Here is a 22,916-nt window from a genome sequence, read left to right on the forward strand (position 1 = left end):
CTCGACCAGCTCGAGGAACTCGGCGTCGCCCTGAACGGGGGCGGGGGGGGTGGGGGTGGGCCCCCGGGGTTTGCCGCCTCCGTCTCTCCGCGGCCGCCCGGGGGGGGGGGGGGGCGCCCCCCCACCCCGGGGGGCCCCCCGGCGCGGCCGCCCGCCAGGTCGCCCAGGTATTCGCGCTGTTCACCGGCATGCACCTGTGCCTGTCCGGCAGCACGCTGACCGACGGGACGGCGGCCGTGGCCCACGCCGCCACGACCGGCACCGTGGAACTGGTCGTCACCGACCTCGATCTCGTTCCCCGTCCCCACGTCGCGGGCACCGTGAGCTTCTCGGGCGGGGAACCGGGCATGTCGGTCGAGGTCACGGTCACCGAGGCGCCGGGGGTGGGCGTCGGCCCCGGCCAGGCCGTACCGAACCTGCTGCTCAACGAATTCCACATGACCCATCTGGCGCGCGGCGACCAGGCGATCGCCATGGGCCCGGAGTTCGCGGAGTACACCGGGGTCCGCGCGACCCGGCTGCCCACCGGCGGACTGCTCCTGGTCGACCGTGTGCGCGAATTCGACGGCGCGCGAGGCACTCTCGACCGCGCCGCCTACACCACCGAATACGACTCGCCCGCCGACTCCTGGTACTACGCCGACACCGCCAACGAATCCATGCCGCATTTCGTGTACATGGAGACCTCGCTGCAGGCGGCGCTGCTCATGGGCTACTACGCCGGGCCGACGCTGACCCAGCCCGGCACCACCCTGAGCCTGCGCAATCTCGGCGGCACCGCGACGGTGCTGCGGCAGGTCGACCTACGGGACCGCACCATCGAACAGTCCTCGCGGATGCTGTCGACGACGATCCTGCCCGGTTCCTCCCTGCAGACCTTCGACTACACGCTCAGCGTGGACGGCGCGCCGTTCTACACCGGCGAGACCATGTTCGGCTACTTCAGCGACGAGGCGCTCGCCAATCAGACCGGGCTCGACGCCGGGCGGCCCGCGCCGTCCTGGCTGGCCGAGAACCCGGCGGCCGAGGTCAGGACGATCGACGTGGCCGCCCGCCGCGCCGACCCGAACGCACCCCTGTGCGCGCGCCGCACACTGGCCCTCATCGACCAGGTGGAGGTGGTCGACGGCGGCGGCGCACACGGTGCGGGATACCTGCATTCGCTGCGGCCCATCGACCCGGCGGACTGGTTCTTCGCGCGCCACTTCCACCTCGATCCGGTCATCCCCGGCTCGCTCGGCGTCGAGTCGGTGATCCACGCGGTCCAGGAATGGCTCCTGGACGCCGGCCACGCCGCCGACATGGCCGACCCGGTGTTCCGCATCCCGGCCGATCTCCCGTTCAGCTGGCGTTACCGCGGCCAGTTCCTGCCCACCGACGGCACCGTCGAGCTCGAAGCCCACATCAAGGCGCTGCGCCGCGGGCCGCACGGCGTGACCGCGGTGGTGGACGGCTCGCTGTGGAAGCCGGGGCTGCGCATCTACGAGGTGACCGACCTGGCCGTCGAACTCGTCGATCGGAGCGCGTGATGACCACGATGCGCACCGTGGCGGTCGCCACCACCACCGAGGCCATCACCGCCCTGCTGCTCGATCTGGACTCGCCGGTGTGGATCGTCCGCGCCGACGGACAGGTCGGCGCCACCGCCGACGAGAGCGTCGCCGCCCGGGCCCAGGTGCTCGCCGCGGCCGCACCGCTGCCACCGGAACGCCTCGGCGACAGCGCGTTCCGCGCGGCCCACGGTGTCCGCGCGGCCTACGCGGCGGGCGCGATGGCCAACGGCATCGCCTCGCCCGCCCTGGTGAAAGCCATGGCGCGGCACGGTTACCTGGCCGCCTACGGCGCCGCGGGTGTCGCACCGGCCACGGTGGACGCGGCACTGGGCGAGCTCGCCGGGGAACTGGGCGCGCAGCCGTTCGCCTGTAATCTCATCCACAGTCCGAGCGAACCCGCGCTGGAACGGGCGATCGTCGACGCCTGCCTGCGCCACGGCGTGCGCTGCGTGGAGGCCTCCGCCTTCATGGACCTGACCACCGAGGTGGTGCGCTACCGCGCCCTCGGCCTCGGTGTCGACCGGCGAGGTGGCATCGAGATCGGGCACCGGGTGATCGCCAAGGTCTCCCGGGTCGAGGTGGCCGAACTGTTCCTGCGCCCCGCGCCGACCCGGCTGCTGCGCGAACTCGTCGCGGCGGGCCGGATCACCGCCGAGCAGGCCCGGCTCGCCGAGCAGGTGCCGATGGCCGACGACATCACCGCCGAGGCCGACTCCGGTGGGCACACCGACCGCAGGCCGCTGACGGTCCTGCTGCCGGAATTGATCGCCACCCGGGATCGCCTGGCCGCCACCGTGCCCGGCGCCGACCGCGTGCGGATCGGCGCGGCCGGTGGCCTGGGCACACCCGACGCCGTCGCGGCCGCCTTCGGTCTCGGCGCCGCCTATGTGGTGACGGGGTCGGTCAACCAGTCGGCCGTCGAGGCGGCGCAGTGCGGCGCCACCAAGACCCTGCTGGCGCGCGCCGAATTCGCCGACTGCGCCATGTCGCCGTCCTCGGACATGTTCGAACTCGGCGTGCAGGTGCAGGTGCTGCGCCGGGGCACGATGTTCGCGGCCCGCGCGCAGAAGCTCTACGACACCTACCGCGCCTACCCGGGGCTCGACGCCCTGCCGGGACCGTTGCGCGCCGACCTGGAATCCACCCTGTTCCGCAGGCCGCTCGACGAGGTGTGGCAGGAGTGCGTCCGGTACTTCACCGAGCGCGACCCGGCCCAGCTGACCGGGGCCGAGGGTGACCCGAAAGCCAAGATGGCGTTGGTGTTCCGGTGGTACCTCGGGCTGTCCTCGGGCTGGAGTATCCGCGGCGAGGCCGATCGGGTCGCCGACTACCAGATCTGGTGCGGGCCCGCGATGGGCGCCTTCAACAGTTGGGTGGCGGGCTCGCACCTCGCCGCGCCGGAGAACCGCGCCGTCGCCGAGATCGCCGGACAGCTCCTGTTCGGCGCCGCCTACCTCACCCGCGTCACCCAGCTGCGCACCGCCGGTGTGCGGCTGCCCGCGGCGTGTGCCCGCTACATCCCCCGCCCGCTGGAGGACCGATGACACTCGTCGACACCACCGCGACCACCGGCACCGCCTGGATGCTGTGCCCCGCCTGCGACACGATGATCTACCGCAAACGCTACGAGCGGGCGAGCCGGGTGTGCCCCGAATGCGACGGCCACGGCATGCTCACCGCGGACCAGCGGGTCGACCAGCTCCTCGACGCGGGGACGGCTCGGCCGATCGCCACCGCGGCGACCGTCACCGACCCGCTCGGCTTCACCGACACCCGCGCCTATTCCGAGCGGATCGAGCAGGCGCGGACGAGCACGGAGCTGCCGGAGGCGATCCGGTGCGTGCGCGGCACCCTCGACGGCACACCGATCGTGCTGGCGGTCATGGACTTCCGCTTCCTCGGCGGCAGTCTCGGCAGTGCCGTCGGTGAGGCGGTCACCGCCGCGGCGGAAGCGGCGCTGGCCGACCGGGCCCCGCTGGTGCTCGTGACCGCCTCGGGTGGGGCGCGGATGCAGGAGGGCATCGTCGCGCTGATGCAGATGGCCAAGACCAGCAGGGCGCTGCGCCGGCTCGACGACGCCGGCGTGCTGACCATCTCGATCATCACCGACCCCACCTACGGTGGTGTCGCGGCGTCGTTCGCCACGGCCACCGACATCATCATCGCCGAACCCGGTGCGCGCCTGGGCTTCGCGGGCCCGCGGGTGATCCAGCAGACCATCGGCCAGACCCTGCCCGCGGGCTTCCAGACCGCGGAATTCCTGCTGGAACACGGCATCGTCGACATGATCTGCCACCGCTGGGCCCTGCGTACCCGGCTCTCGCGGCTGGTCGCGATGACGAACCGGCCGCAGCGCCACACCGGGCCCGGCGACGCCGACGCGGTGATCACCGACCCCGCCGTACTCACCAGCGGCGAATCCTGGGATCGCGTCCGCGCGGCCCGACGGCTCGGCAGGCCCACCGCACTGGACTATTTCGCCGGCGCCTTCGACGACTTCGTCGAGCTGCACGGCGATCGCATGGCGGCCGACTGCCCCGCCATGATCACGGGCCTGGCCCGCCTCGACGGCCTGCCGGTCGTCGTGCTCGGCACCCAGAAGGGCCACACCGGCCCCGAACTCACCGAACGCAACTACGGGATGCCCACTCCGGCGGGCTATCGCAAGGCCGTCCGGGTGCTTCGCCTTGCCGCGAAGCTCGGCCGTCCGGTCGTCGCGCTGGTCGACACGGCAGGCGCCTATCCCGGCATCGAGGCCGAGGAACAGGGCCAGGCGGTGGCCATCGCCGAATCGCTGAAACTGCTGGCGGGACTGCCCGTTCCGGTGGTCACCGTGATCACCGGCGAAGGCGGCAGCGGCGGGGCGCTCGCGCTGGCGCTGGCCGACCGGGTCCTGGTGTGCGAGAACGCGATCTATTCGGTGATCAGCCCCGAGGGGTGCGCGGCCATCCTCTGGAAGGACCCCGCCGCCGCGCCACAGGCCGCCGCCGCGCTGCGCGTGGACGCCGCCGCCCTGCTCGAGCTCGGCATCGCCGACGCCGTCGTCCCGGAACCCGATGGCGGCGCCGATCGCGATCCCGTCGGCGCGGCAGCGCTGCTGAAACGGGCGGTGCGCCAAGCCGTGCACGAACTGCGCGCCTGGCCGACCGCGGAGCTGATCGCACAGCGACACAGCCGCTTCCGTGGCTACGGCCTGCCCCGCGAACTCCCGGAGACCTCATGGTCGACTTCCTGATCCGCCATCCGCTGACCGCCCTGCGACAGGGCCTGCAGCGCACCGACCCCGCCGCGACCGAACCCCGAGATCCAGGAGCAGCCCCGATGACCGAGTCCGTGACCAGTGACCCCGCCGCGCGGGCGGTCAGCCCGACCGAAGCGGACCACAGCCTCGCGGTGCTCAGCCGCCACGCCATGAGCGTGCGTGCCACCGGGTCGGCCCCGACCTCGGTGACGGTCGCCAACGGCCCGGTGTCCCTGCGCATCACGTGGGACGAGCGGGCCTCGGTGCCCGCCGGCGACGGTGACACGGCCGGGCATCTGATGCTCGTCCCGACCGACACCGCCGCCGACAGTTCGCCCGTCGCGGCGCGGCCCGCCGACGACGGCGCCGCGTCGACGTTTCCCCTCACCGCCGAGACCGTCGGCGTGTTCTATCACGCGCCGGAACCCGGTGCCGCGCCGTTCGTCGCCGTGGGCGACCCCGTCCGCGCCGGTCAGCAGGTGGGCATCATCGAGGCGATGAAGCTGATGATCCCGGTCACCGCCACCCGGGAGGGCGTGGTGGCGGAGATCCTGGTCGACAACGGTGACGCCGTGGAGCACGGCCAAGCGCTGATCGTGTTCGAGGCACTGCGGTGACCCCGCCCTTCCGTAAGGTGCTGGTCGCCAATCGCGGGGAGATCGCGCTCCGGGTGATCCGCACCTGCCGCGAACTCGGCATCGCGACGGTGGCGGTGCACTCGGCCGCCGACCGTGATTCGGCGGCGGTGCGCCTGGCCGACGAGCGCGTCCAGATCGGCCCGGCCCCGGCCAAACGCAGTTACCTGTCGATCCCCGCGATCATCGAGGCGGCCCGCGCCACCGGCGCCGACGCCATCCATCCCGGCTACGGATTCCTCTCGGAGGACCCGGATTTCGCCGAGGTGTGCCAGGCGGAGGGCTTCGTGTTCGTCGGGGCGCCGTCGACGGTCATGGCCCGGCTCGGCGACAAGTCCACCGCCCGCGCGCTGATGGCCGACGCGGGCCTGCCCCTGCTGCCCGGCAGCCGCGACGCCATCGACGATCCCGACGCGGCGCGCGCCCTGGCCGACGAGATCGGCTATCCGGTGATCATCAAAGCCGTCGCCGGTGGCGGTGGGCGCGGGATGCGGGTGGTGCGTGACGGCGACGAATTCGCCACGGCCTGGCAGCACACCAGGGCCGCGGCTGCCGCCGTCTTCGGTGACGGCAGGCTCTACGTCGAGCGCTACCTGGAGTCGGCCCGGCACGTGGAGGTCCAGATCCTCGCCGACACCCACGGCACGGTCGTCCACCTCGGCCTGCGGGACTGCTCGCTGCAGCGCAGGCACCAGAAGCTGGTCGAGGAAGCGCCGGCGCCCGGCCTGTCACCGGACCTGGCCGAACGCATCGGCGCCGCCGCCGTGCGCGGGTGCGCGGCCGCCGGCTATGTGGGCGCGGGCACCGTGGAGTTCCTGCTCGCCCCCGACGGCGCGTTCTACTTCATGGAGGTCAACTGCCGCCTCCAGGTCGAGCACCCGGTCACCGAGATGGTCACCGGCGTCGATCTGGTCGCCGAACAACTGCGGATCGCGGCCGGTGAACCGCTGACCCTCGACGCCGATCAGTGGCCAGGAGGGGTCGCCATCGAATGCCGCCTCAATGCCGAAGACCCCGAACGCGCGTTCGCGCCCGCCCCCGGCACCCTCGTCGACTGCGCGCTCCCGGCAGGTCCCTTCGTGCGCGTGGACACACATGTCGCAGCGGGCTATGCCGTTCCGCCACACTATGATTCGCTGCTCGCCAAGGTCATCGTGTGGGCTCCCGACCGCCCAACCGCCATCGCCCGCATGCGCCGCGCCCTAGCCGAGACCACCATCACCGGCCCCGGCGTGGCCACCACCACCGACTTCCTCCACGACATCCTCGACCATCCGCGTTTCCGGTCCGCCACCCACGACACGGCCCTCATCGGCGAGCTGAACACACCGGTCGCCGTGCGCTGATCGCCGCCCCCGAGGGATCGCCCATGCGCCGAGCCCGCCTCGACGATCCGGCCGACCGGCCGCGGGTGACGACGGTTCGGTGCGGTCGACCGCGCTTGCGCGAGAGGGCATGTGGGCGTCGCGCGTTCAGGTGGACGGGCGTGGACCGCGCTGCGGGCCGGGGCGGCCGTTCAGGAGCAAGGGGACCGGCCTGCGGAGGTCGACCATCCGTGCGGTCGGGATGTCGCGCCGGCGCTCGATGATCGTCCCGACCGACGCGGTGCCGACCGAGACGGAGACGGTGCAGTCGCCGAGGCCGAGGGCGACGAGATGCGCGTCGCGGACGGTCGCCGCCAGCGGCTGCACCTCCAGTGCGAGCACGAGTTCCAGGGTGAGCGATCCGGACGACTGCCCGTCCACGAGGATCTCGAGGCGCGGTCGGTAGGTGTGGGTGAGGTCGTGGGCGAGCAGCTCGACGTTCTCCTCGGGGCCGGTGCGGGTGCGCTGGGCGGCGCCACGGAGCCGGTCGTATCCGCGCCACCCGGCGAGCGCCGCGTCGCCGACGCTGATGTCGAGCAGGCCGTCCACGGCGGCCGCGATCTCGGGCAGCGCGAGATCGCGCACGAGCGGGCCCAGCGCCGGTGCGGCCAGCCGTATCTCGCGATCGAAGCCGAGCTCGCGCAAGCGGGCGGTCAGCTCGGCGCGCCCGACCTCGTGGGAGGCGTTGTCGTACAGCACCGCTCGCGCGGTCAGGGCGTCGGGGAACATCAGCGGACCTCTCGCACGGTGATGATCGGTTCCGGTCGGTGCGTCCTGATCGCCACGGTCGGCACCCGGGGTGGCTCGGTCCTGACCACCAGGCGTGGCCGTGGATCGGCATGGACGCGAACACTGACCTCGGGGGATCGCTGTTCGGGCGGGACGCGGACACCCACCCCGGGTGGTCGCGGATCAGGTGTGCGTGATCGTCCACGGAAAGCGAGCGCGATGGCCCCGCCGACGAGCAGCAGACCGACGAGCCCGACCGGCCCGGCCGACGGCGACCCCGAGGATCCGTCCGGGCCTTGCGCTTCGGCGGTCGGCGGCACCGGGTCGATGACGGGCGGCTCCTCGGTGACGACAGGTTCGGTGACGACCGGTTCGGTGATGACCGGCTCCGTGACCACCGGGACAGCGAGGATCCGGACCTCACCTCACCGCACAGCCAGTTCGTCCCGGACACCGAGATCGAGCCACCCTGCCTGGCGGTAGCCGGGGCCCGCACTGTCGGTGTGAACCCGTCGCTGGTCCCACCACCGGAGGTCGTGGTCGTTGTGCCCGAGGGTGGCACCGTCGAAGACGGTTGCGCCACCGCCCAACTCGCGGCCCACACCCCGGCCACCACGAGACTCCCCACGAGCACCCCCACCCGAGATACCCGCCCCCGAACCACCGAACCCACCGTCATGGGCTGATCTATGATCCGCGACAAGCTTCGTCAAGCGGGATGGATCCGACTTCGGCACCAACCGTTCTCCGACACCGCACAGAGCGCGCGTCAGTACCAATACGGCGGCTCGCGCGACGGGTCGTCGGGCACGGCGTCGAGGCGCCGATCAGCCACGAGCAGCGCTATCGCCTCCGCGTCGGCACCGATCGAGGCGAAGTGCGGATCGACATCGTGGGCGACACACCACGCACGGTCCGCGGGCCAGATGAACGCGGGATCGGGGCAATCGCCGAACGGCCATCGTTCGCGATCATCGCTGTTCCAGTCCGCGTAGTCGGCGAGCGCGCCAGCGAGTAGCCAGTAGTCCCGGTGGGGAATCACGAGCTGCGGCGCCGAGTCGACAGTGATCGTGCTCCGCCCGTTCCAGAGCGCGAAATAGCAGGTGTCGGGCGTGGTCGTGAAGCGTGCCAGGGTTTCCAACGCCATGCCGACCTGTTCCTTCTCCGACAGTGCGCGTTGATCGAAGCGGACGTCGTTCAGCTGTTGCCCGGAAAAGCTCGGGTCGGGGATGAACCTGACCCGAGCGTATCCGGGGTATCCGGCCGGGCCGCGCGCGGCCAGCCGATGCCACGCGAGCCCCTGCTCGAGGAGCCACTCGGCGGCCGTCGCGTCACGGCAGAGTGTGAAACCCACTCGACCATTGTGAACGGGGCTCGGCGCTCACTTGAGCCCGGAGCGGACGAAGGCGTTGACGATGTGTCGCTGGAGGACCAGGTAGAGCAGCAGGACCGGAAGGCAGGCCAGGCTGGCCAGGGCCATCATGGGACCCCACTGATCGCCCTCGGTGCCCATGAAGCTGCGCAGCCCCAGTTGGAGGACGTCGTTGGATTGGCGCAGGACCACGGCCGGCCAGAAGTACTCGTTCCAGGCGTTGATGAACAGCAGGATGCCGAGGGCGGCCAGCGCGGGGCGCAGGTTGGGGACGACCACGGTCCACAGGATGGCCCAGGAGGAGCGGCCGTCCATTTTCGCGGCGGCGATGAGCTCCTTCGGGAACGCCGACATGTGCTGGCGCAACAGCAGCACGCCGAGCGCCGAGCACAGGGTCGGCAGCACGCAGCCGATGAGCGTGTTGATCAGGCCCAGCTCGTTGAGCAGGATGTAGTTGGGCAGCATTGTCACCTGGAACGGCACCAGCCAGACGCCGACGAAGGCCAGATACATCAGCCGCTGGAGCGGGAAGGTGTACATCGCGAACGCGTAGGAGGCGAGCAGCGCGATGAGCAGCTGTCCGGCCGCCGACAGGATCGCCACGAAGAACGTGTTGGCGATCAGGCCCGCGACGTCCACCTTCTGTGCCGCGTCGAGATAGTTGTCGATCGACAGCGGCCACGGCAGCGGCGCCAGCGAGGTGACGTCCTCGGGACGGCGCAGTGCCGTGGCGAACAGCCAGTAGATGGGGAACACGCACAGCAGCGCCGTCGCGGCGAGCAGCAGATGGCTGCCCGCCGCGCGCAGACGGTCAATCATCATGAACAGCAACCTTTTCCGAGATCCAGACCAGCACCGCGGCCAACGCGCCGAAGCCGACGAACAACAGCACACCCGCCGCGGCGCTGAGCCCGGCGTCGAAGCTGTGGAACGCGTAGTCCCAGAGCAGGTAGTAGATGTTGGTCGTGGCCTGCGACGGCCCGCCCTGGGTCATCGAGTCGATCAGCGGGAACGACAGGGTGGGGCTGAGCAGCACGGTGGTGAGCACCAGGAACAGCAGGGTGGGGGACAGCAGCGGCAGGGTGATCCAGCGCCGGATCTGGCCCGGCGTAGCCCCGTCGACCCGGGCGGCCTCGCTGTAGTCGCCACTGATCCCGGCCAGCCCGGCCCACACCACCAGCGTCGCGAAACCGAGCAGCTGCCACCCCGTGATCAGGATGATCACCGCCTGCGCGGTCGAGGCGTCGTACACCCAGTTGTGGCCGGTGCCGAGCAGCTGGTCGACGAACCCGGACCCCGGGTGGAGCAGCCACCGCCACACCGCCGCGGCCGCGACCGGCGCGACGAGGAACGGCGCGAACACCAGCGCCTGATAGATGGTGCGGGCCCGGCCGTGCACGCGCCGGCTCGCCAGCGCGATGAGCACCGGCAGCAGCACCGTGAACGGCAGCAGGCCCAGGATCAGGGTCGCGGTGCGGCCGAGGGAGCCCCAGAACGCCGGAAGATCCAGCAGCCGTTCGTAATTGGCCGTCCCGACCGGCTTCATCGGCGCGGTCGGCAGCAGGTTCCACGAATAGGTGGACAGCTCGACGGCCTGGGCCAGCGGCTGATACGTCCACACCACCAGCAGCACCAGCGCGGGCGCCAGATACAGGTACGGCGCGACGAGGCGGGTCAGCGCGCGACGGGTGAACCGGCGCGGACCCGGCGCAGCGGCGACGTGCACCGCCTGCGCCGGGTCCTGCCGATCGTCGATGACGAACATGTCACCGCGTCCGCGCGGCGATCGCCGCGAGTTGCTCGAGCACCTCGGCCTCGGGCCGGTCGTAGACCGGCACCGCCTCCGTCGCCTCGATCGCGGTCGCCAGGAGGGTCGAACCGACCAGATCGATACGGCTGTACCCGAATCCGGCGAACCCGCGGTGGCGCCCGGCCGGTGCCATCGGATCGATCCGGTACGACAGCGCCGGACCGATCCACACCGGAATCCCCGCCACCGCCGCCGCGGCGGTCAGATGGTTGTGGCCGCACAGGATCATCCGCACGTCCGAGCCCTCGATGACCTCCGCCAGCCGGTCGGCGTCCTCGAGTTTGAGGAAATCGGCGGTGGCCACCGGCGAGGGGATCGGCGGGTGGTGCAGCACCAGCAGCGTGCCCCGTGGCGCGGGCGTGCGCAGCTGGTCGGTGAGCCAGGCCAGCTGCTCGAGTTCGAGCCTGCCCTCGTGCCGCAGCGGTGTCGTGCTGTCGAGCGCGATGACGCGCAGGCCGGCGATCTCGACGCAGGAATCGTGCGGCAGGGCGGGATCCACCGAACCGGGCGCCCGATCGAGGAGTTCCTCGCCGAAGGCCGCCCGCTCGTCGTGATTGCCCATCACATAGACGATCTCGGCGCCGAGCTCGGCCGCGACCGGCTCCACGGCCGCCCGCAGCCGCCGGTACGCCTCGGGTGACCCGTTGTCGGACAGGTCACCCGAGAGCACCAGGGCATCCACGTGCTGCCCCGCCGCGCGCAGCTGGGTGAGCACCCGCGCGAGGTTGGCGTCGGTGTCGACGACACCGTGGACGAGCTCACCGGTCGGGCGCAGGTGGGTGTCGGTGAGCTGGACGATGGTCAGATCACTCATCATGCCGCCGGGATGAGTTTGGCGCCCTCGGCCTGCGCGGCGGTCAGCGTCGACTGCGGATCCTTGCCCTGGAAGACGATCGCCTCGACCGCGTCCATCATGCCGTCGCGCATCTGCAGATAGTTGTTGCCGGGCATGGAGACCCACGGTTCCATGGTGCCCAGCTGGGCGACGTTCGGCTTCAGCAGCGGGTTCTTCGCGGCCCAGTCCTTCAGGCCGTCGGGCTGGTCGAGCAGGCCGGTGCGCAGCGGCAGGTAGCCGATGTTCTGCGCGATCTTGATGTAGGACTCCTCGCTGGTGAGGAACTTGATCAGCTCCCACGAGGCGCGCTGCTTGGCCGGATCGTTGGACAGGATGTGCAGGCCCGCACCGGAATTGGTGGGCACCGTCGGCTTGTCGCCGAAGGCGGGCATCGCCGCCGAGCGCAGATCCCACTTGTCCTTGGCGCCGGTGACGAAGGTGCCCTGGATGGCGCTGGTCTCGAGGATCATGCCGATCTCGCCGCGCGCGAACGCCTCGTAACCCTGCTTCTGGTTGAGCTTGGGCATGCTGCCCGAGTTCACCAGGTTCTGCGCCATCTGCGTCACCTCGACGACGGGCGTGTCGGCGTAGGTGAGGGTGCGCCGGTCCTGGGAGATGACCCGGCCGCCGTTGGAGCGCACCATCGACTGGAAGCACCAGTCCTTGGCGGTCTTGGTCAGGCAGTCGATGTACACCCCGCCCTTGCCGGTACGGTCGGCGATCTGCTCGGCGGTGGCGGCGACCTCGGCCCAGGTGGCCGGCGGCTTGGCCGGATCGAGCCCGGCCTCGGCGAACAGCGAGGCGTTGAAATACAGCACGGGGGTGGAGAACACGAACGGCACGCCGTAGGTGTGGCCGTTCCAGTCGTCGAGGACGCGGGCGCGCGGGGCGTAGGCGTGGCGGCCGTCGAAGTTGGCGGCCACCTCCTGCTTGCCGACGAGGCTGTCCAGCGGCTTGGCCTGCAGCTGGTTGATGGTGAAGTCCAGATCGGAGAAACCGAGCTGGGCGACATCGGGCGGGGTGCCCGCGACCATCTGGTTCTGGATGCTGGAGATGGTGTCGGTGGCCGGGTTCGGGCTGTTGCCCTGCGGCTTCTGCGCCGTCACCTTGATGTTGGGGTACTTCTTGCCGAAGTCGGCGATCAGCGCGTTGAACGTATCGGTCCAGGCACCGGCGAGACCGTAGTTGTAGGACTCGAAGGTGATCGAGACCTGCTGGTCGGGCTTCAGCTCCGGGATCTGCGCGGTCGAGGTGGTGTCCGAGGACACGGTGCCGCCCAGACCGCAGCCGCTCAGGGCGACCGCGGTGGTGAACACCACGCCCAGGATGGGCAGGGTGCGTTTCATGGTGGTTCTCCTCATCGAGTGGTGCGGGAAATCAGGGGACGGGCACGGCCGCCGCGTCCACGGGCTTGGGCGGATCCGGTTGCGGCGCACGCCAGGTCAGCCGCAAACCGGTATCGGGGTCGAACAGGTGGATGTCGGCGGGATCCACGCGCAGGGTGATGTTCTCGCCCGCCGCGACACCGGCCGGGCGCGCGGCGCGCACGCACAGGCTGGTCGCGCCCGCGTCGAGATGCACCAGTTCCTCACTGCCGAGGTTCTCGACCATGCGCACCGTGCCGCGGACGTCGTTGGCCGCGGGGTCGATGCGCAGGCGTTCGGGCCGGATACCGGCGATCACCGGGGTGGCGGCGTCGAGATCGTCGGTGATGGCGAGGGCGGCGTCGACCCCGTCGGCCGTCACTCGCAGCGCGCCCTCGGCCGCGGTGACGACGGCGGGGAACAGGTTCATCGGTGGCGCGCCGAGGAATCCGGCGACGAAGGTCGAGCGGGGCTGGTCGTAGAGCTCGGCGGGGGTGCCGCACTGTTCGACCCGGCCCTCGTTGAGCAGCGCGATGCGCGAGGCCATCGTCATCGCCTCGACCTGGTCGTGGGTGACGTAGAGGAACGTCGCCCCCAACCGCTGGTGCAGGGCGATCAGTTCGGCGCGCGTCGCGCTGCGCAGTTTGGCGTCGAGATTGGACAGCGGCTCGTCCATCAGGAACGCGCCGGGATCGCGAACCATGGCCCGCGCCAACGCCACTCGCTGCCGCTGCCCGCCCGAGAGCGCCACCGGGCGACGGTCCAGCAGCGCCGACAACTCCAGGGTCGCCGACACTTCCGCCACCCGCTCGGCGATCTCCGCGCGCGGCCTGCGCCGGGCCCGCAGCGGGAAGCCGATGTTCTTGGCCACCGACAGGTGCGGGTAGAGCGCGTAGCTCTGGAACACCATCGCCAGGTCACGGCGTTGCGGCGCGGCGTCGGTGACGTCGGTGCCGCCCACCAGGATCCGGCCCTCGCTGGGTTCCTCCAGCCCGGCGATCATCCGCAGCAGGGTGGATTTGCCGCAGCCGCTGGGGCCGAGCAGCACCATGAATTCGCCGTCGGCGATGTCGAGGCTCACCTCGCGCACCGCGTAGTCGGTGTCGAACTTCTTCGACACCGCCTGGATCTGCAGTCGTGCCACGTCTCTCCTCAGGCCGGCGCGGTGCCGGTCGTGATCCAGCGCGACACCTCGGTCGCGATCGCGGGCGAATCCTTCAACCAGGCGAAGTGATCGCGGTGCTCGACCGCGGAGTCCGCGTCGATGTGCCACTGGGTGACCCGTGCGGCGGGCATCCGCGACACCAGGAAGTCGACATTGGACTTCGGGCCGAGCACGTCCTCCGACAGCGAGATCGCGAGCACCGGCAGCGTCATCCGCGCCAGCAGCGAGTTGTAGCGGCGGGTGGTGCCGCGCGGCCGGTAGTAGCTGGTCAGCGAGTGGATCGACCAGTCGACCATCACCCCGCCCGGCATCGGCGCCGGGATCAGCACCCCACCCGGCCAGTGCCCCTTGACGCGGGCGACCAGACCGATCCACTGGATCTGGCTCAGCGCCTCGAACCAGCGGCGCGGACCGAACGCCCACCAGAACACGGTGCCGGTGCCGATCACGGTCACCCCGGCGACCCGCTCGGGTTCGGCGGCGGCGAACAGCAGGGCCAGCTGACCGCCCAGGCTGTGCCCGAACAGGTGCAGCGGCGCCTGCGGGAACCGCTGCTCGATCACGGAAACGATGGCGGGCAGGTCGATTTCGAGCATCTCGCGGTAACCGAAGTCGGTGTGTTCGCCGAGCGCGGGCTCGGCCTCGCCGTGCGCGCGCAGATCGACGGTGGCCACCGACAGCCCGGTCGCGTGCAGCGCCTTGGCCAGTGCCTGGTAGTTGCGGGCCTTCATCGCCATCGCGGGCAGGATCAGCACCACCGGGGCGGAGGGGTCCTCGGCGGCCAGCCAGCGCACCGTGAACCGGACACCGTCCACGGTGTCGACCAGGGCGGTGTCGGGCGTGGTCACCGTGGCGCCGTCCTTCGCGGAATCGGTGCGCGAGGTGGGATTCATGCGTCGTCCGTTCCGGCGATGCGGACATCGCACACGTAGTCGAAGGTGAATTCGGCGGTGAGCACGTCGTTGTCGTCGAGCAGTTCGGCGCGACCGGACAGGCCGAAGCGGGTGGACGCGGTCGCGGCCAGGATCATGGCCAGCTCGGCGGCGTCGACGGTGGCGACCGCGCGGATGCGGCCGCGCGCCGGCTTCCGGTAGGCGGCGGTGCCGCCGCGCAGGACCAGCCGGTCGATGGTGTGCAGGCGGTGCGCGGCCGCGCCGACGAACGCCGCGGCGCCCGCGATGTCGGCGGCGGTGAACAGCGCGCCCGCATGCACCGTGCCCATGTGGTTGCACATGACCGGTTCGGCGGGGATCTCCACCACCGAGCGGTCCGGGGAGATCTCGGTGATCACGGTCCCGACGTGCGCGCCGAACGGCACGAGCGCCTGGGAGGCGTCGCGCAGGTAGTCGAAGTCGACGGCGTCGGGGTCGAGGGCGGGGTAGGCGGCGCCGAATCCGGCGATGCTGCGGGTCATCTCGTCGTCCTCCTCTCAGCGCGGTCCGCGCAGGACGCGCCGCGCGATCGACCAGCGCAGCACCTCCGACGGACCCTCGTAGATGCGGAAAGCCCTGGCCTCCACCAGGAACCGGGCCACCAGGTGGTCCTCGCAGACGCCGAGTCCGCCGTGCAGCTGCACCGCGCGATCGAGCACCCGCCAGACCGCCTCGGAGACGAAGGTCTTGGTGATCGAGGCCTCGTGCCTGGCCTGCCCGGAGGCGGCGCCGTGCTCGTCGATGGTGGCCGCGGTGGTACGGATCAGCCCGCGCGCGGCGGCGATGTCGATCTCGTTGTCGGCGATCAGGCCCTGGGCCAGGCCGTGATCGGCGATCGGCACACCGAAGGAGGTGCGGCCGCTGATGTGCTCGATGGTGAGCTGCTGGGCGCGCACGGCCAGGCCGAGCCAGTTCATGCAGAACACCAGGCGCGAGGGCGCCAACCGCACCTGCGCCAGATCCAGGCCGCGCCCGACCGTGCCCAGGATCGCCGACTCGGGGACCTCGCAGTCGGAGAACTCGACCTCGCAGTGTCCGCCCGGCGCGCTGGTGTGATCCAGCGTCGGCATCCGGCGGCCCACGCGCAGCCCCGGGTTGTCCTGATCGACCAGGAACATGGTCGGCCCGTCGACGGTGGTAGCGACGCAGATGGTGAACGCGGCGCCCTGAGCGCCGGTGGTGAAGTGCTTGCGGCCGTTGATGACCCAGCCGGAATCGGTCTCCTCGGCGACGGTGGCCAGCATCCGCGGGTCCGAGCCGGCGCCGGGGGCGGGTTCGGTCATGGCGATCGCCGAACGGACCTCGCCCGCGGCGAGCGGAGCCAGGTACCGGTGCCGCTGCTCGGGGTTGGCGACCGCGGCCAGCAGGTGGATGTTGCCGTCGTCGGGCGCCCACGCGTTGACCGCCAGCGGTCCGAGCAGGCTCGCGCCCGCCGCCTCGAGCACCTCGGCCTGAGCCCTGGTGTCGAGGCCGAGACCACCGTATTCGGGATCGGAGAGCGGGCCGAACACCCCGGCCTCCTTGGCCTTCTTCTGCAGGTCGAGGCGCAGGGCGTCGTCGGTGACCCGGCCACCGACCACGACCTCGCGTTCCACCGGGATCACGTGGTCTGCCACGAACTGTCTGGTCTTGTCGACCAGTTCCGCCACTGGAGTCATGGGGTCAGTGTCGGGTGGGGCCCGTGTCCGCTGCCGGGGCGATAGTGAATGTCGATCGGTCCAATCGACTCGGCATGGGGCGGGCGCGGCGGCGGGGCGCGGACCCCACGGTGAAGGGGACGACTTCGCCGTAGAGAGTGGCCGGACTGCGAAAGGGCACGAGCGTGACCGGGTTGAGCGTGCGGGTGATCGAACGAACCGACGAAGCCGACGCGGTGTTCGCGCTGGTGCTCGCGGCGGCCGACGGTGGGGAATTGCCGTCGTGGACGCCGGGGGCGCACATCGATGTGGCGGTCGGGGACGCGGGCGTGCGGCAGTACTCCCTGTGCGGCGACCCGGCCGAGCGCGATCGCTGGCGGATCGCGATCCTGCACGAACCGGCAGGCCGGGGCGGGTCGGCGTACCTGCACCGCACCGCGCTGCCCGGCAGCGCACTGTCGGTGTCGTCGCCGCGCAACAACTTCGAACTGAGCGCCGCGCCCGAATACACGTTCGTGGCCGGCGGGATCGGGATCACCCCGATCCTGCCGATGATCGCCGCCGCCGACCGCGCCGGCGCGCGCTGGACCCTGCACTACGGTGCCAGGACGAAGGCGCACATGGCCTTCGCGGACATGCTCACCGCCCGGTATCCGGCGGTGAACCTGGTTCCCCAGGACGTGTCCGGTCTGCTCCCGGTGGCCGATGTGCTGGCCGCGAGCCCGGGCGCGATGGTGTACTGCTGCGGGCCCGAACCCCTCCTCGCCGCCGTCGAAGCCGAAGGGCAGCGTCAGGGCATCACCGTGCGCACCGAACGATTCGTCGCGCGCGCCGTCGAACGCACCGGCCCCGACGCCGCCTTCGAGATCCACCTGGCCCAGACCGGCCGAACCCTGCGCATCGCCCCCGACCGCTCCATCGTCGACGTCCTCGAATCAGCAGGCGTCCCCGTCATCACCTCCTGCCGCGAAGGCACCTGCGGCAGCTGCGAAACCCCCGTCCTCGACGGCGCCATCGACCACCGCGACTCCCTCCTCACCCCCGAGGAACGCGAATCCGGCAAAACCATGATGCTCTGCGTCTCCCGAGCCCACTCGGAAGTCCTGATCCTGGACCTGTGAGTCACGTTCACTCATCGGAACGTGACAGCTCCTACGGGCACTGACTGTCGAGCCGGTGAACGCGAAGGGTCAGACGGCAATCAGCATGTCCAGATCTGCTTCCAGGTCGCGGTCGCGGTGATAGCCGCGGTCCTCGATCAAGCGCACGGCCGCGCGAGCCGCCGCGATGTCCGCCTCGGTGGCAACGCTCAGCAATTCGCGCAGATCCGCGAGGTCTTGTGGTCGCGTGTCGTCGTCACGGGACAGGAGTTTGAGTGCGATCAGGTGACCGGTGGTTGCTACGGGGAGACTGAGGTCGGGGACGATCTCGATCTCGTCAGCCCCGGCGGCGATCTCCGACTCGATTCCTGAACTCGCGAACAGTAGGTCGACGAGAACGGGGACGCCATCGAAATTTCGGCGCAAGCGGATCGTGGCGAGACGGCCGTTGTCGTGCTCGACGGACGCGTGCATGGTGTAACCCGCGTCGAACATGCTGCGTACCACGGCTTCGGCATCGGTGTCGTTGGCCACCGCCACCGCGAGGTCGATGTCATGGGTGAATCGGGGAATCGAGCGGGCCGATACGGCGAATCCGCCGACGAGCGCCCACCGGTACCCCAGTTTGTCGATATCGGCTCGCGCTCGCCGCAGCGCTGATTCGAGTGCGTTCACGCGAATCGGGCGGACGGGTGGCCGAATGCTTCTCCGGTTCCAGATCGGGACAATAGCCAGGACGCGACAAGGTCATCGAGGTCGGTCGACGAGGCGAGCGGGTACATCCGGCGCATTCGCATGCGGTACATCCGCACGCCGAATTCGGACATCTCGAGTGCGAGACGAAGCCGCTGAGCTGGTGTTTCTTCCGTCACCCCCTCAGGTTACGTCAGGACGTCGCAGGCATGCTCACCAGTTCGACCAGACGTCGGCCTGTCGGTTCAGGCCCGCACACACGATGGGGCCGACGGCCGTGCTCGCGCGGACGAGCCCTGGGCAGTCTGCGACTCGTGGTCCGTTCGGTCAGTGGGAGGTGCGTGGCGCGGGTTCCGGTAGGTTCGCGGGATGATGGCGGGGTCTGCTCTGTATTGCGGGACACGGTGGGACGAGCAGGGGCGGTGGAGTTACGAGCTGATCCGGGAGGACGGCAGTATCGAATTTCTGCCGGGGGTCGGGACCCGGTTGGCGTTCCGGGTGGACGGGGATGCGCGGTATTGCCTGGGATATCACGGGTTCGGTGGTGGGCGGCGGGGACGGCAGGTGTGTCCGCGGTGGGCGAGGGTCGACAGTGGGAAACAATGTGCGCAGTGCCGGGTGACCGAGGGGTGGGCGGTGGTGCACAGTCATCGGGGGCCGTTGTCGGGGTTGCCGGAGCAGGTGCGGGAGTACGTGGCGCAGCCGCACCATCTGTACATCGCCTACTTCGGGGACGGGATGACGAAGGTGGGGACGGCCTCGGCGGTGCGGCGGCATCGCCGGCTCTATGAGCAGGGGGCGCTGGTGGCGCGGTTCATCACCGATTCGCCCGACGGGCTGCATGTGCGCGAGCTGGAGCGGGCGGTGTCGGAGCGGGCCGGGTTCCGGCAGGCCGTCGCCGGTGTCACCAAGACCAGGATCCTGACCAGACCGTTGCGGCCCTGGGCGGCGGTGGAGGCCGCCGTCGCGGACGCGGCCGAGCACGCGGCGGGGGTCCTGCCCGCGGAGACCTCCCGCACCGATACAGCCTGGTCAGGCGGCCGGGAGTTCTACGACACCCTCCACGCGCGAGGCCGCTTCCCGGATGCCCTCGAGTTCACCGAGGATCGCGGCGAGTACGTCCTCGACGCCGTCACCGCCCACGGCCACACCATCGCTTGCGCGGACGAGTCAGGCGACGGGGAGTTGTTGCTGGTCAACGACTCGCGGTTGATCGGGCGCCGGATCGTGCTCGACCCTGCCATCACGGCCACCTCGGCCCCGGTACAGACCAGCCTGTTCTAGCCGGTCTGCAGGACGGCCCGCGATCTCTCAGGTGTTGCAGCCCTGGGACGGATCACCCGAGGCCGACGGCGGCAGCTGGATCAGGCAGACCAGCGTGTCGAGAATCGCGAGCGGGAGTTCGGCGGAACCGGAGGCCACGGACGCGGCGGCCGGCGCGGCGGCCACGGCGGGCGCCGCCGACAGCGGCAGGCTGACCGCCACGGTGGCGAGCAGGACGGACGCGAGCTTCTTGGACATGGTCACCTCGTTGCCGTGGACAGCTGGATCGAGCCCGATGCTACGCCGCCGACCCGACACACCCGCCCGGTAGCGCCCGCCGGCCGGTGCGCACGGCATCGGTGGGCGGGGCGAGTGATCCGGCCCCGCGGTGCTCCCGCCGCGGTCGTGGATCGGCGGCATCGCGCAACCCGCGGGGATGGACGATGCGCAGCCGCCGCGACCCGGGTGGCGCGATCTCTGCTCAGCGCAGTCGGACCGGGAGTTCGAGCAAACCGCGGATGAGTGTGCTGGTCTGCCAAGCGACCGTGGCCGCCGCGGGTGCCAGGCGCAGCTCGGGAAAACGGGTGAGCAGCGTGGTGAAGGCGATTTCGGCTTCGAGGCGAGCCAAGGGGGCGCCGACGCAGAAGTGGATGCCGTGGCCGAAGGCGAGGTGCCCGGTGGGGTGACCATCGGTGGCCAGGGTGTCCGGGTCGGCGAAGCGGGCGGGGTCGCGGTTGGCGGCCGCGAGGGAGACGTAGACCAGTTCGTTCGCGGGAATCTCGATGCCGCCCAGGGTGACCGGCTCGGTCGTGAAGCGCGCCGTCGCCATGCCGACCGGTCCGTCGTAGCGGAGGAACTCCTCGATCGCCGCGGGCACGCCCGACGGGTCGGTGCACAGGGACTCCCACTGCGCACGGTCGCGGAGCAGCGCGTTGACGCCGTTGCCGATGAGATTCACGGTGGTCTCGTGCCCGGCGACGAGCAGCAGGAACGCCATCGACACCAGCTCCCGGTCGGTGAGCCGGTCGCCGTCGTCATCGGCCAGTACCAGCTGGGACAGCAGGTCGTCGGCGGGATCGGCCTGCTTGGCCCGCACCAGGTCCGCCAGGTAGCCGACCATCGCCGCCGACGCGGCGGGCCGCTCGGTGTCCTCGCCCTCCCCGACCACGGTGACCAGCGCCCTGGTCCAGGCCTGGAAGTCGGCACGATCGGCGTAGGGCACCCCGAGCAGTTCGCAGATCACCGTCACCGGAAGGGGATTGGCGAACTCCGCCATCAGATCCACCTCGTCGCGCTCGGCGATCGCGTCGAGCAGCGCGGCCGTGATCTGTTCGATCCGCGGGCGCAACGCGGCGACCTGCTTGGCGGTGAACGCCTTGTTGACCAGCTTGCGCAGCCGGGTGTGCGCGGGTGGGTCGGTGCTGAGCATGTGGCTGAGCAGGGTCAGCACGTTCGGGTCCGACGGGGTGGAGTCGCGCTTCTCGTGCACGATCGCGTCGACCCGGACCACGTCCTTGGCCAGGCGCGGATCGGCCAGGGCCTGGCGGGCCTCGGCGTAGCCGACGATCACCCAGCGGATGACGTCGTCGGGGAAGCGGACCCGGTGCACCGGGGCCTCGGCGCGCCAGCGCCGGTAGTGGGCGTGCGGATCGTCGAAGAAGTCGGCGCCGATGGACGCGACGGGGGCAGCTGCGGTGATGTCGGCCATCCCGCGACGGTACCGGCGCCCGGTGCACGACTCACCGGACTCGGGTGATCTCGATCAGGCGATCGGAGGTCGGGATGGAATGGCTTGCGGCCAGACGGAATTCACCACGCGCTGGTCGAATGGCGGAGGAATCGTCCGCAGGGAGGAAAACCATGACCAGTACTGATGTCGACGTCGACGCGACCGCGGCTCGGCGCGTCGCCGAACTGACCGCGGTGTTCGAACGCGGGCTGCAGGAGAAGCTGGGGGTCGGCGATTCGCTCGGCATCCGCCTGGAGAGCGCGGCCAAGGGGCGCACCCGCTACTACCTCGACCCCAACCCGGCGACCATCAACGCCATGTTCACCGTGCACGGCGGCGTGCTGGCCACGCTGCTCGACACCGCGATGGGCAGCGCGGTGTTCACCGAGCTCGCCGACGGTGTCGCCTACACCACCCTCGAGCTGAAGGTGAACTTCATCCGCGCGGTCACCCTCGACGGCAGCCGGCTGACCTGCGAGGCCACCGCCGTTCACGTCGGCAGGCGCACCGCCACCGCCGAGGGCCGCATCACCGACGCCGCGGGCAAGCTCATCGCCCACGGCAGCACCACGATTCTCGTCCTGGCCCAGAGCAACTGACGACAGCGAAACGGCCCTGCTCAGCGCCGAGCAGGGCCGTTTCGCTGTGTCTCAGGCGACGGTGCGGCAGCTCTCGACGAAGGAGATGAGCTCGTCGACGGGCTCGGTGCGGGTGTCCACGGCCCGATCGATCACCTTCACCAGGTGTTCGTAGGCAGCGGTGTGGTCGTAATCGGCGACCTCGGCGATGCGCAGCGCCCACCGCCAGTAGCCGCGCAGCGTGTCCGACAGCGGCATCCGGAAATGGGCGATGACGTCGCGGATCGGCGCCACCACCGCGTCACCGTCGTGGCGCAGGTACCGGGTCACCACCTCGGCCATGAAACTGAAATGCCTGGCCTCGTCGCGGGACAGGCGGGTGAGCACGGCCGCCAGCACCGGATCGGTGACGACGTCGCGCAGCTGCTGGTAGTACATCTGCGTCGCCTTCTCCTGCACCAGCGCGTAGGCGAAGAACTGCACGGGATGGTCGTAGGGCAGGTCGAACGGCTTGTGTCCCTCGACCGCCAGTTCCGAACGCAGCGTTGACCGTTCGGCCATGCCCGCCGCCTCCTGATAGCGGGCCAGCGCCCTGGCGTGGGTGTCCTCCTCGAGCGCCCAGCGCACGGTGAAGTGGTAGAGCTCCCGATTGTGTTCGAAGGTCGGCAGATCCACGCTGGAGTCGACGGGGAAGTGCCGGTGGTAGACATCGAAATAGCCGGGCAGGTGGTCCTCGATGAGGGTGACGAACTGGACCGCGGACCGTTGCCCCTCGGTGAGCCTGCCCGCGTCGGCGGCGGCCCAGTCGAAGGCGGTCTCGACGTCCCAGGCGCGGGTCGCGGGGGAGGCGGCGAGGAATCCGTCGACCGCGGCGGTCAGCTCGGTGACGGGCAGCAGCCCCGGTGTGCTGATCATG

24 protein-coding genes are annotated in these 22,916 nt (G+C 70.7%); 8 read left to right on the plus strand and 16 right to left on the minus strand.

Annotation, left to right across the window (positions count from 1 at the left end):
• Positions 1–188 precede the first annotated feature (188 nt).
• Genes QH270_RS13460 through QH270_RS13480 form a run of 5 tightly spaced genes read left to right on the plus strand, consistent with a single transcriptional unit; the run spans position 189 to position 6,775 of the window.
• Positions 189–1,529, plus strand: coding sequence for a hypothetical protein (locus QH270_RS13460; protein WP_280341586.1), 1,341 nt, complete (start codon positions 189–191; stop codon positions 1,527–1,529).
• Positions 1,529–3,097 (plus strand): PfaD family polyunsaturated fatty acid/polyketide biosynthesis protein, encoded by a 1,569-nt coding sequence (locus QH270_RS13465; RefSeq protein WP_280341587.1) that lies wholly within the window; start codon positions 1,529–1,531, stop codon positions 3,095–3,097. The genes QH270_RS13460 and QH270_RS13465 overlap by 1 nt, the downstream gene beginning before the upstream one ends.
• Positions 3,094–4,788 carry an acetyl-CoA carboxylase, carboxyltransferase subunit beta gene (accD, locus tag QH270_RS13470; RefSeq protein ID WP_280341588.1) on the plus strand — a complete coding sequence of 565 codons (1,695 nt, stop codon included), beginning with the start codon at positions 3,094–3,096 and terminating at the stop codon, positions 4,786–4,788. Before QH270_RS13465 ends, accD begins: the two co-directional genes overlap by 4 nt.
• Positions 4,773–5,411 (plus strand): acetyl-CoA carboxylase biotin carboxyl carrier protein, encoded by a 639-nt coding sequence (locus QH270_RS13475; RefSeq protein WP_280341589.1) that lies wholly within the window; start codon positions 4,773–4,775, stop codon positions 5,409–5,411. The genes accD and QH270_RS13475 overlap by 16 nt, the downstream gene beginning before the upstream one ends.
• On the plus strand, positions 5,408–6,775 hold the full coding sequence (locus QH270_RS13480) for an acetyl-CoA carboxylase biotin carboxylase subunit (protein WP_280341590.1): 1,368 nt from the start codon (positions 5,408–5,410) through the stop codon (positions 6,773–6,775). Before QH270_RS13475 ends, QH270_RS13480 begins: the two co-directional genes overlap by 4 nt.
• A gap of 126 nt (positions 6,776–6,901) precedes the next feature.
• Here QH270_RS13480 and QH270_RS13485 read toward each other — a convergent pair whose 3' ends face one another.
• The 11 genes from QH270_RS13485 to QH270_RS13535 all read right to left on the minus strand — a co-directional run bounded on the left by QH270_RS13485 (position 6,902) and on the right by QH270_RS13535 (position 16,658).
• The gene (locus tag QH270_RS13485) at positions 6,902–7,522 is read right to left on the minus strand and encodes a hypothetical protein (protein WP_280341591.1); all 621 of its coding nucleotides are present in this window, start codon (positions 7,520–7,522) and stop codon (positions 6,902–6,904) included.
• Positions 7,522–7,920 (minus strand): hypothetical protein, encoded by a 399-nt coding sequence (locus QH270_RS13490; RefSeq protein ID WP_280341592.1) that lies wholly within the window; start codon positions 7,918–7,920, stop codon positions 7,522–7,524. Before QH270_RS13490 ends, QH270_RS13485 begins: the two co-directional genes overlap by 1 nt.
• A gap of 371 nt (positions 7,921–8,291) precedes the next feature.
• A complete protein-coding gene (locus tag QH270_RS13495; protein ID WP_280341593.1) occupies positions 8,292–8,876 on the minus strand; it encodes a hypothetical protein in 585 nt (194 codons plus the stop codon).
• A 27-nt stretch (positions 8,877–8,903) separates the two neighbouring features.
• Positions 8,904–9,716: a carbohydrate ABC transporter permease gene (locus tag QH270_RS13500; protein ID WP_280341594.1), complete on the minus strand. Its 813-nt coding sequence runs from the start codon at positions 9,714–9,716 to the stop codon at positions 8,904–8,906.
• Positions 9,706–10,659 (minus strand): carbohydrate ABC transporter permease, encoded by a 954-nt coding sequence (locus QH270_RS13505; RefSeq protein ID WP_280341595.1) that lies wholly within the window; start codon positions 10,657–10,659, stop codon positions 9,706–9,708. The genes QH270_RS13500 and QH270_RS13505 overlap by 11 nt, the downstream gene beginning before the upstream one ends.
• 1 nt (position 10,660) lies before the next feature.
• Complete coding sequence (locus QH270_RS13510) at positions 10,661–11,518, minus strand: metallophosphoesterase (protein WP_280341644.1); 858 nt, start codon at positions 11,516–11,518, stop codon at positions 10,661–10,663.
• On the minus strand, positions 11,518–12,885 hold the full coding sequence (locus QH270_RS13515) for an ABC transporter substrate-binding protein (RefSeq protein ID WP_280341597.1): 1,368 nt from the start codon (positions 12,883–12,885) through the stop codon (positions 11,518–11,520). Before QH270_RS13515 ends, QH270_RS13510 begins: the two co-directional genes overlap by 1 nt.
• Positions 12,886–12,916: 31 nt before the next feature.
• The gene (locus QH270_RS13520) at positions 12,917–14,047 is read right to left on the minus strand and encodes an ABC transporter ATP-binding protein (protein WP_280341600.1); all 1,131 of its coding nucleotides are present in this window, start codon (positions 14,045–14,047) and stop codon (positions 12,917–12,919) included.
• An 8-nt stretch (positions 14,048–14,055) separates the two neighbouring features.
• Positions 14,056–14,961, minus strand: coding sequence for an alpha/beta hydrolase family protein (locus tag QH270_RS13525; protein ID WP_280341602.1), 906 nt, complete (start codon positions 14,959–14,961; stop codon positions 14,056–14,058).
• Positions 14,958–15,482, minus strand: a complete 525-nt coding sequence (locus QH270_RS13530) for a YiiD C-terminal domain-containing protein (protein ID WP_280341604.1) — start codon at positions 15,480–15,482, stop codon at positions 14,958–14,960. The genes QH270_RS13525 and QH270_RS13530 overlap by 4 nt, the downstream gene beginning before the upstream one ends.
• Positions 15,483–15,497: 15 nt before the next feature.
• Positions 15,498–16,658, minus strand: coding sequence for an acyl-CoA dehydrogenase family protein (locus QH270_RS13535; RefSeq protein ID WP_280341606.1), 1,161 nt, complete (start codon positions 16,656–16,658; stop codon positions 15,498–15,500).
• Between the two features lie 164 nt (positions 16,659–16,822).
• On the opposite strand from QH270_RS13535, the gene QH270_RS13540 reads away from it, so the two are divergent.
• On the plus strand, positions 16,823–17,758 hold the full coding sequence (locus QH270_RS13540; RefSeq protein ID WP_280341608.1) for a PDR/VanB family oxidoreductase: 936 nt from the start codon (positions 16,823–16,825) through the stop codon (positions 17,756–17,758).
• Between the two features lie 69 nt (positions 17,759–17,827).
• Here QH270_RS13540 and QH270_RS13545 read toward each other — a convergent pair whose 3' ends face one another.
• On the minus strand, positions 17,828–18,412 hold the full coding sequence (locus tag QH270_RS13545) for a nucleotidyl transferase AbiEii/AbiGii toxin family protein (protein WP_280341611.1): 585 nt from the start codon (positions 18,410–18,412) through the stop codon (positions 17,828–17,830).
• Positions 18,409–18,609, minus strand: coding sequence for a hypothetical protein (locus QH270_RS34670; protein WP_432420357.1), 201 nt, complete (start codon positions 18,607–18,609; stop codon positions 18,409–18,411). Before QH270_RS34670 ends, QH270_RS13545 begins: the two co-directional genes overlap by 4 nt.
• A 439-nt stretch (positions 18,610–19,048) precedes the next feature.
• Here QH270_RS34670 and QH270_RS13550 point away from each other — a divergent pair, with 439 nt between their 5' ends.
• Entirely contained in the window at positions 19,049–19,714 is a 666-nt protein-coding gene (locus QH270_RS13550; RefSeq protein WP_348537655.1) for a hypothetical protein, read from the plus strand.
• Positions 19,715–19,741: 27 nt separating this feature from the next.
• Here QH270_RS13550 and QH270_RS13555 read toward each other — a convergent pair whose 3' ends face one another.
• Complete coding sequence (locus tag QH270_RS13555) at positions 19,742–19,951, minus strand: hypothetical protein (protein ID WP_280341615.1); 210 nt, start codon at positions 19,949–19,951, stop codon at positions 19,742–19,744.
• 223 nt (positions 19,952–20,174) lie between these two features.
• Complete coding sequence (locus QH270_RS13560; protein ID WP_280341617.1) at positions 20,175–21,401, minus strand: cytochrome P450 family protein; 1,227 nt, start codon at positions 21,399–21,401, stop codon at positions 20,175–20,177.
• A 152-nt stretch (positions 21,402–21,553) separates the two neighbouring features.
• On the opposite strand from QH270_RS13560, the gene QH270_RS13565 reads away from it, so the two are divergent.
• Positions 21,554–22,021: a PaaI family thioesterase gene (locus QH270_RS13565; protein WP_110035370.1), complete on the plus strand. Its 468-nt coding sequence runs from the start codon at positions 21,554–21,556 to the stop codon at positions 22,019–22,021.
• Between the two features lie 51 nt (positions 22,022–22,072).
• Here the strand turns inward: QH270_RS13565 and QH270_RS13570 are convergent, their stop codons facing one another.
• Entirely contained in the window at positions 22,073–22,915 is an 843-nt protein-coding gene (locus QH270_RS13570; protein ID WP_280341619.1) for an acyl-ACP desaturase, read from the minus strand.
• Position 22,916 lies beyond the last annotated feature (1 nt).

It is taken from the genome of Nocardia neocaledoniensis (assembly GCF_029868625.1).
Classification (GTDB): domain Bacteria; phylum Actinomycetota; class Actinomycetes; order Mycobacteriales; family Mycobacteriaceae; genus Nocardia; species Nocardia neocaledoniensis_A.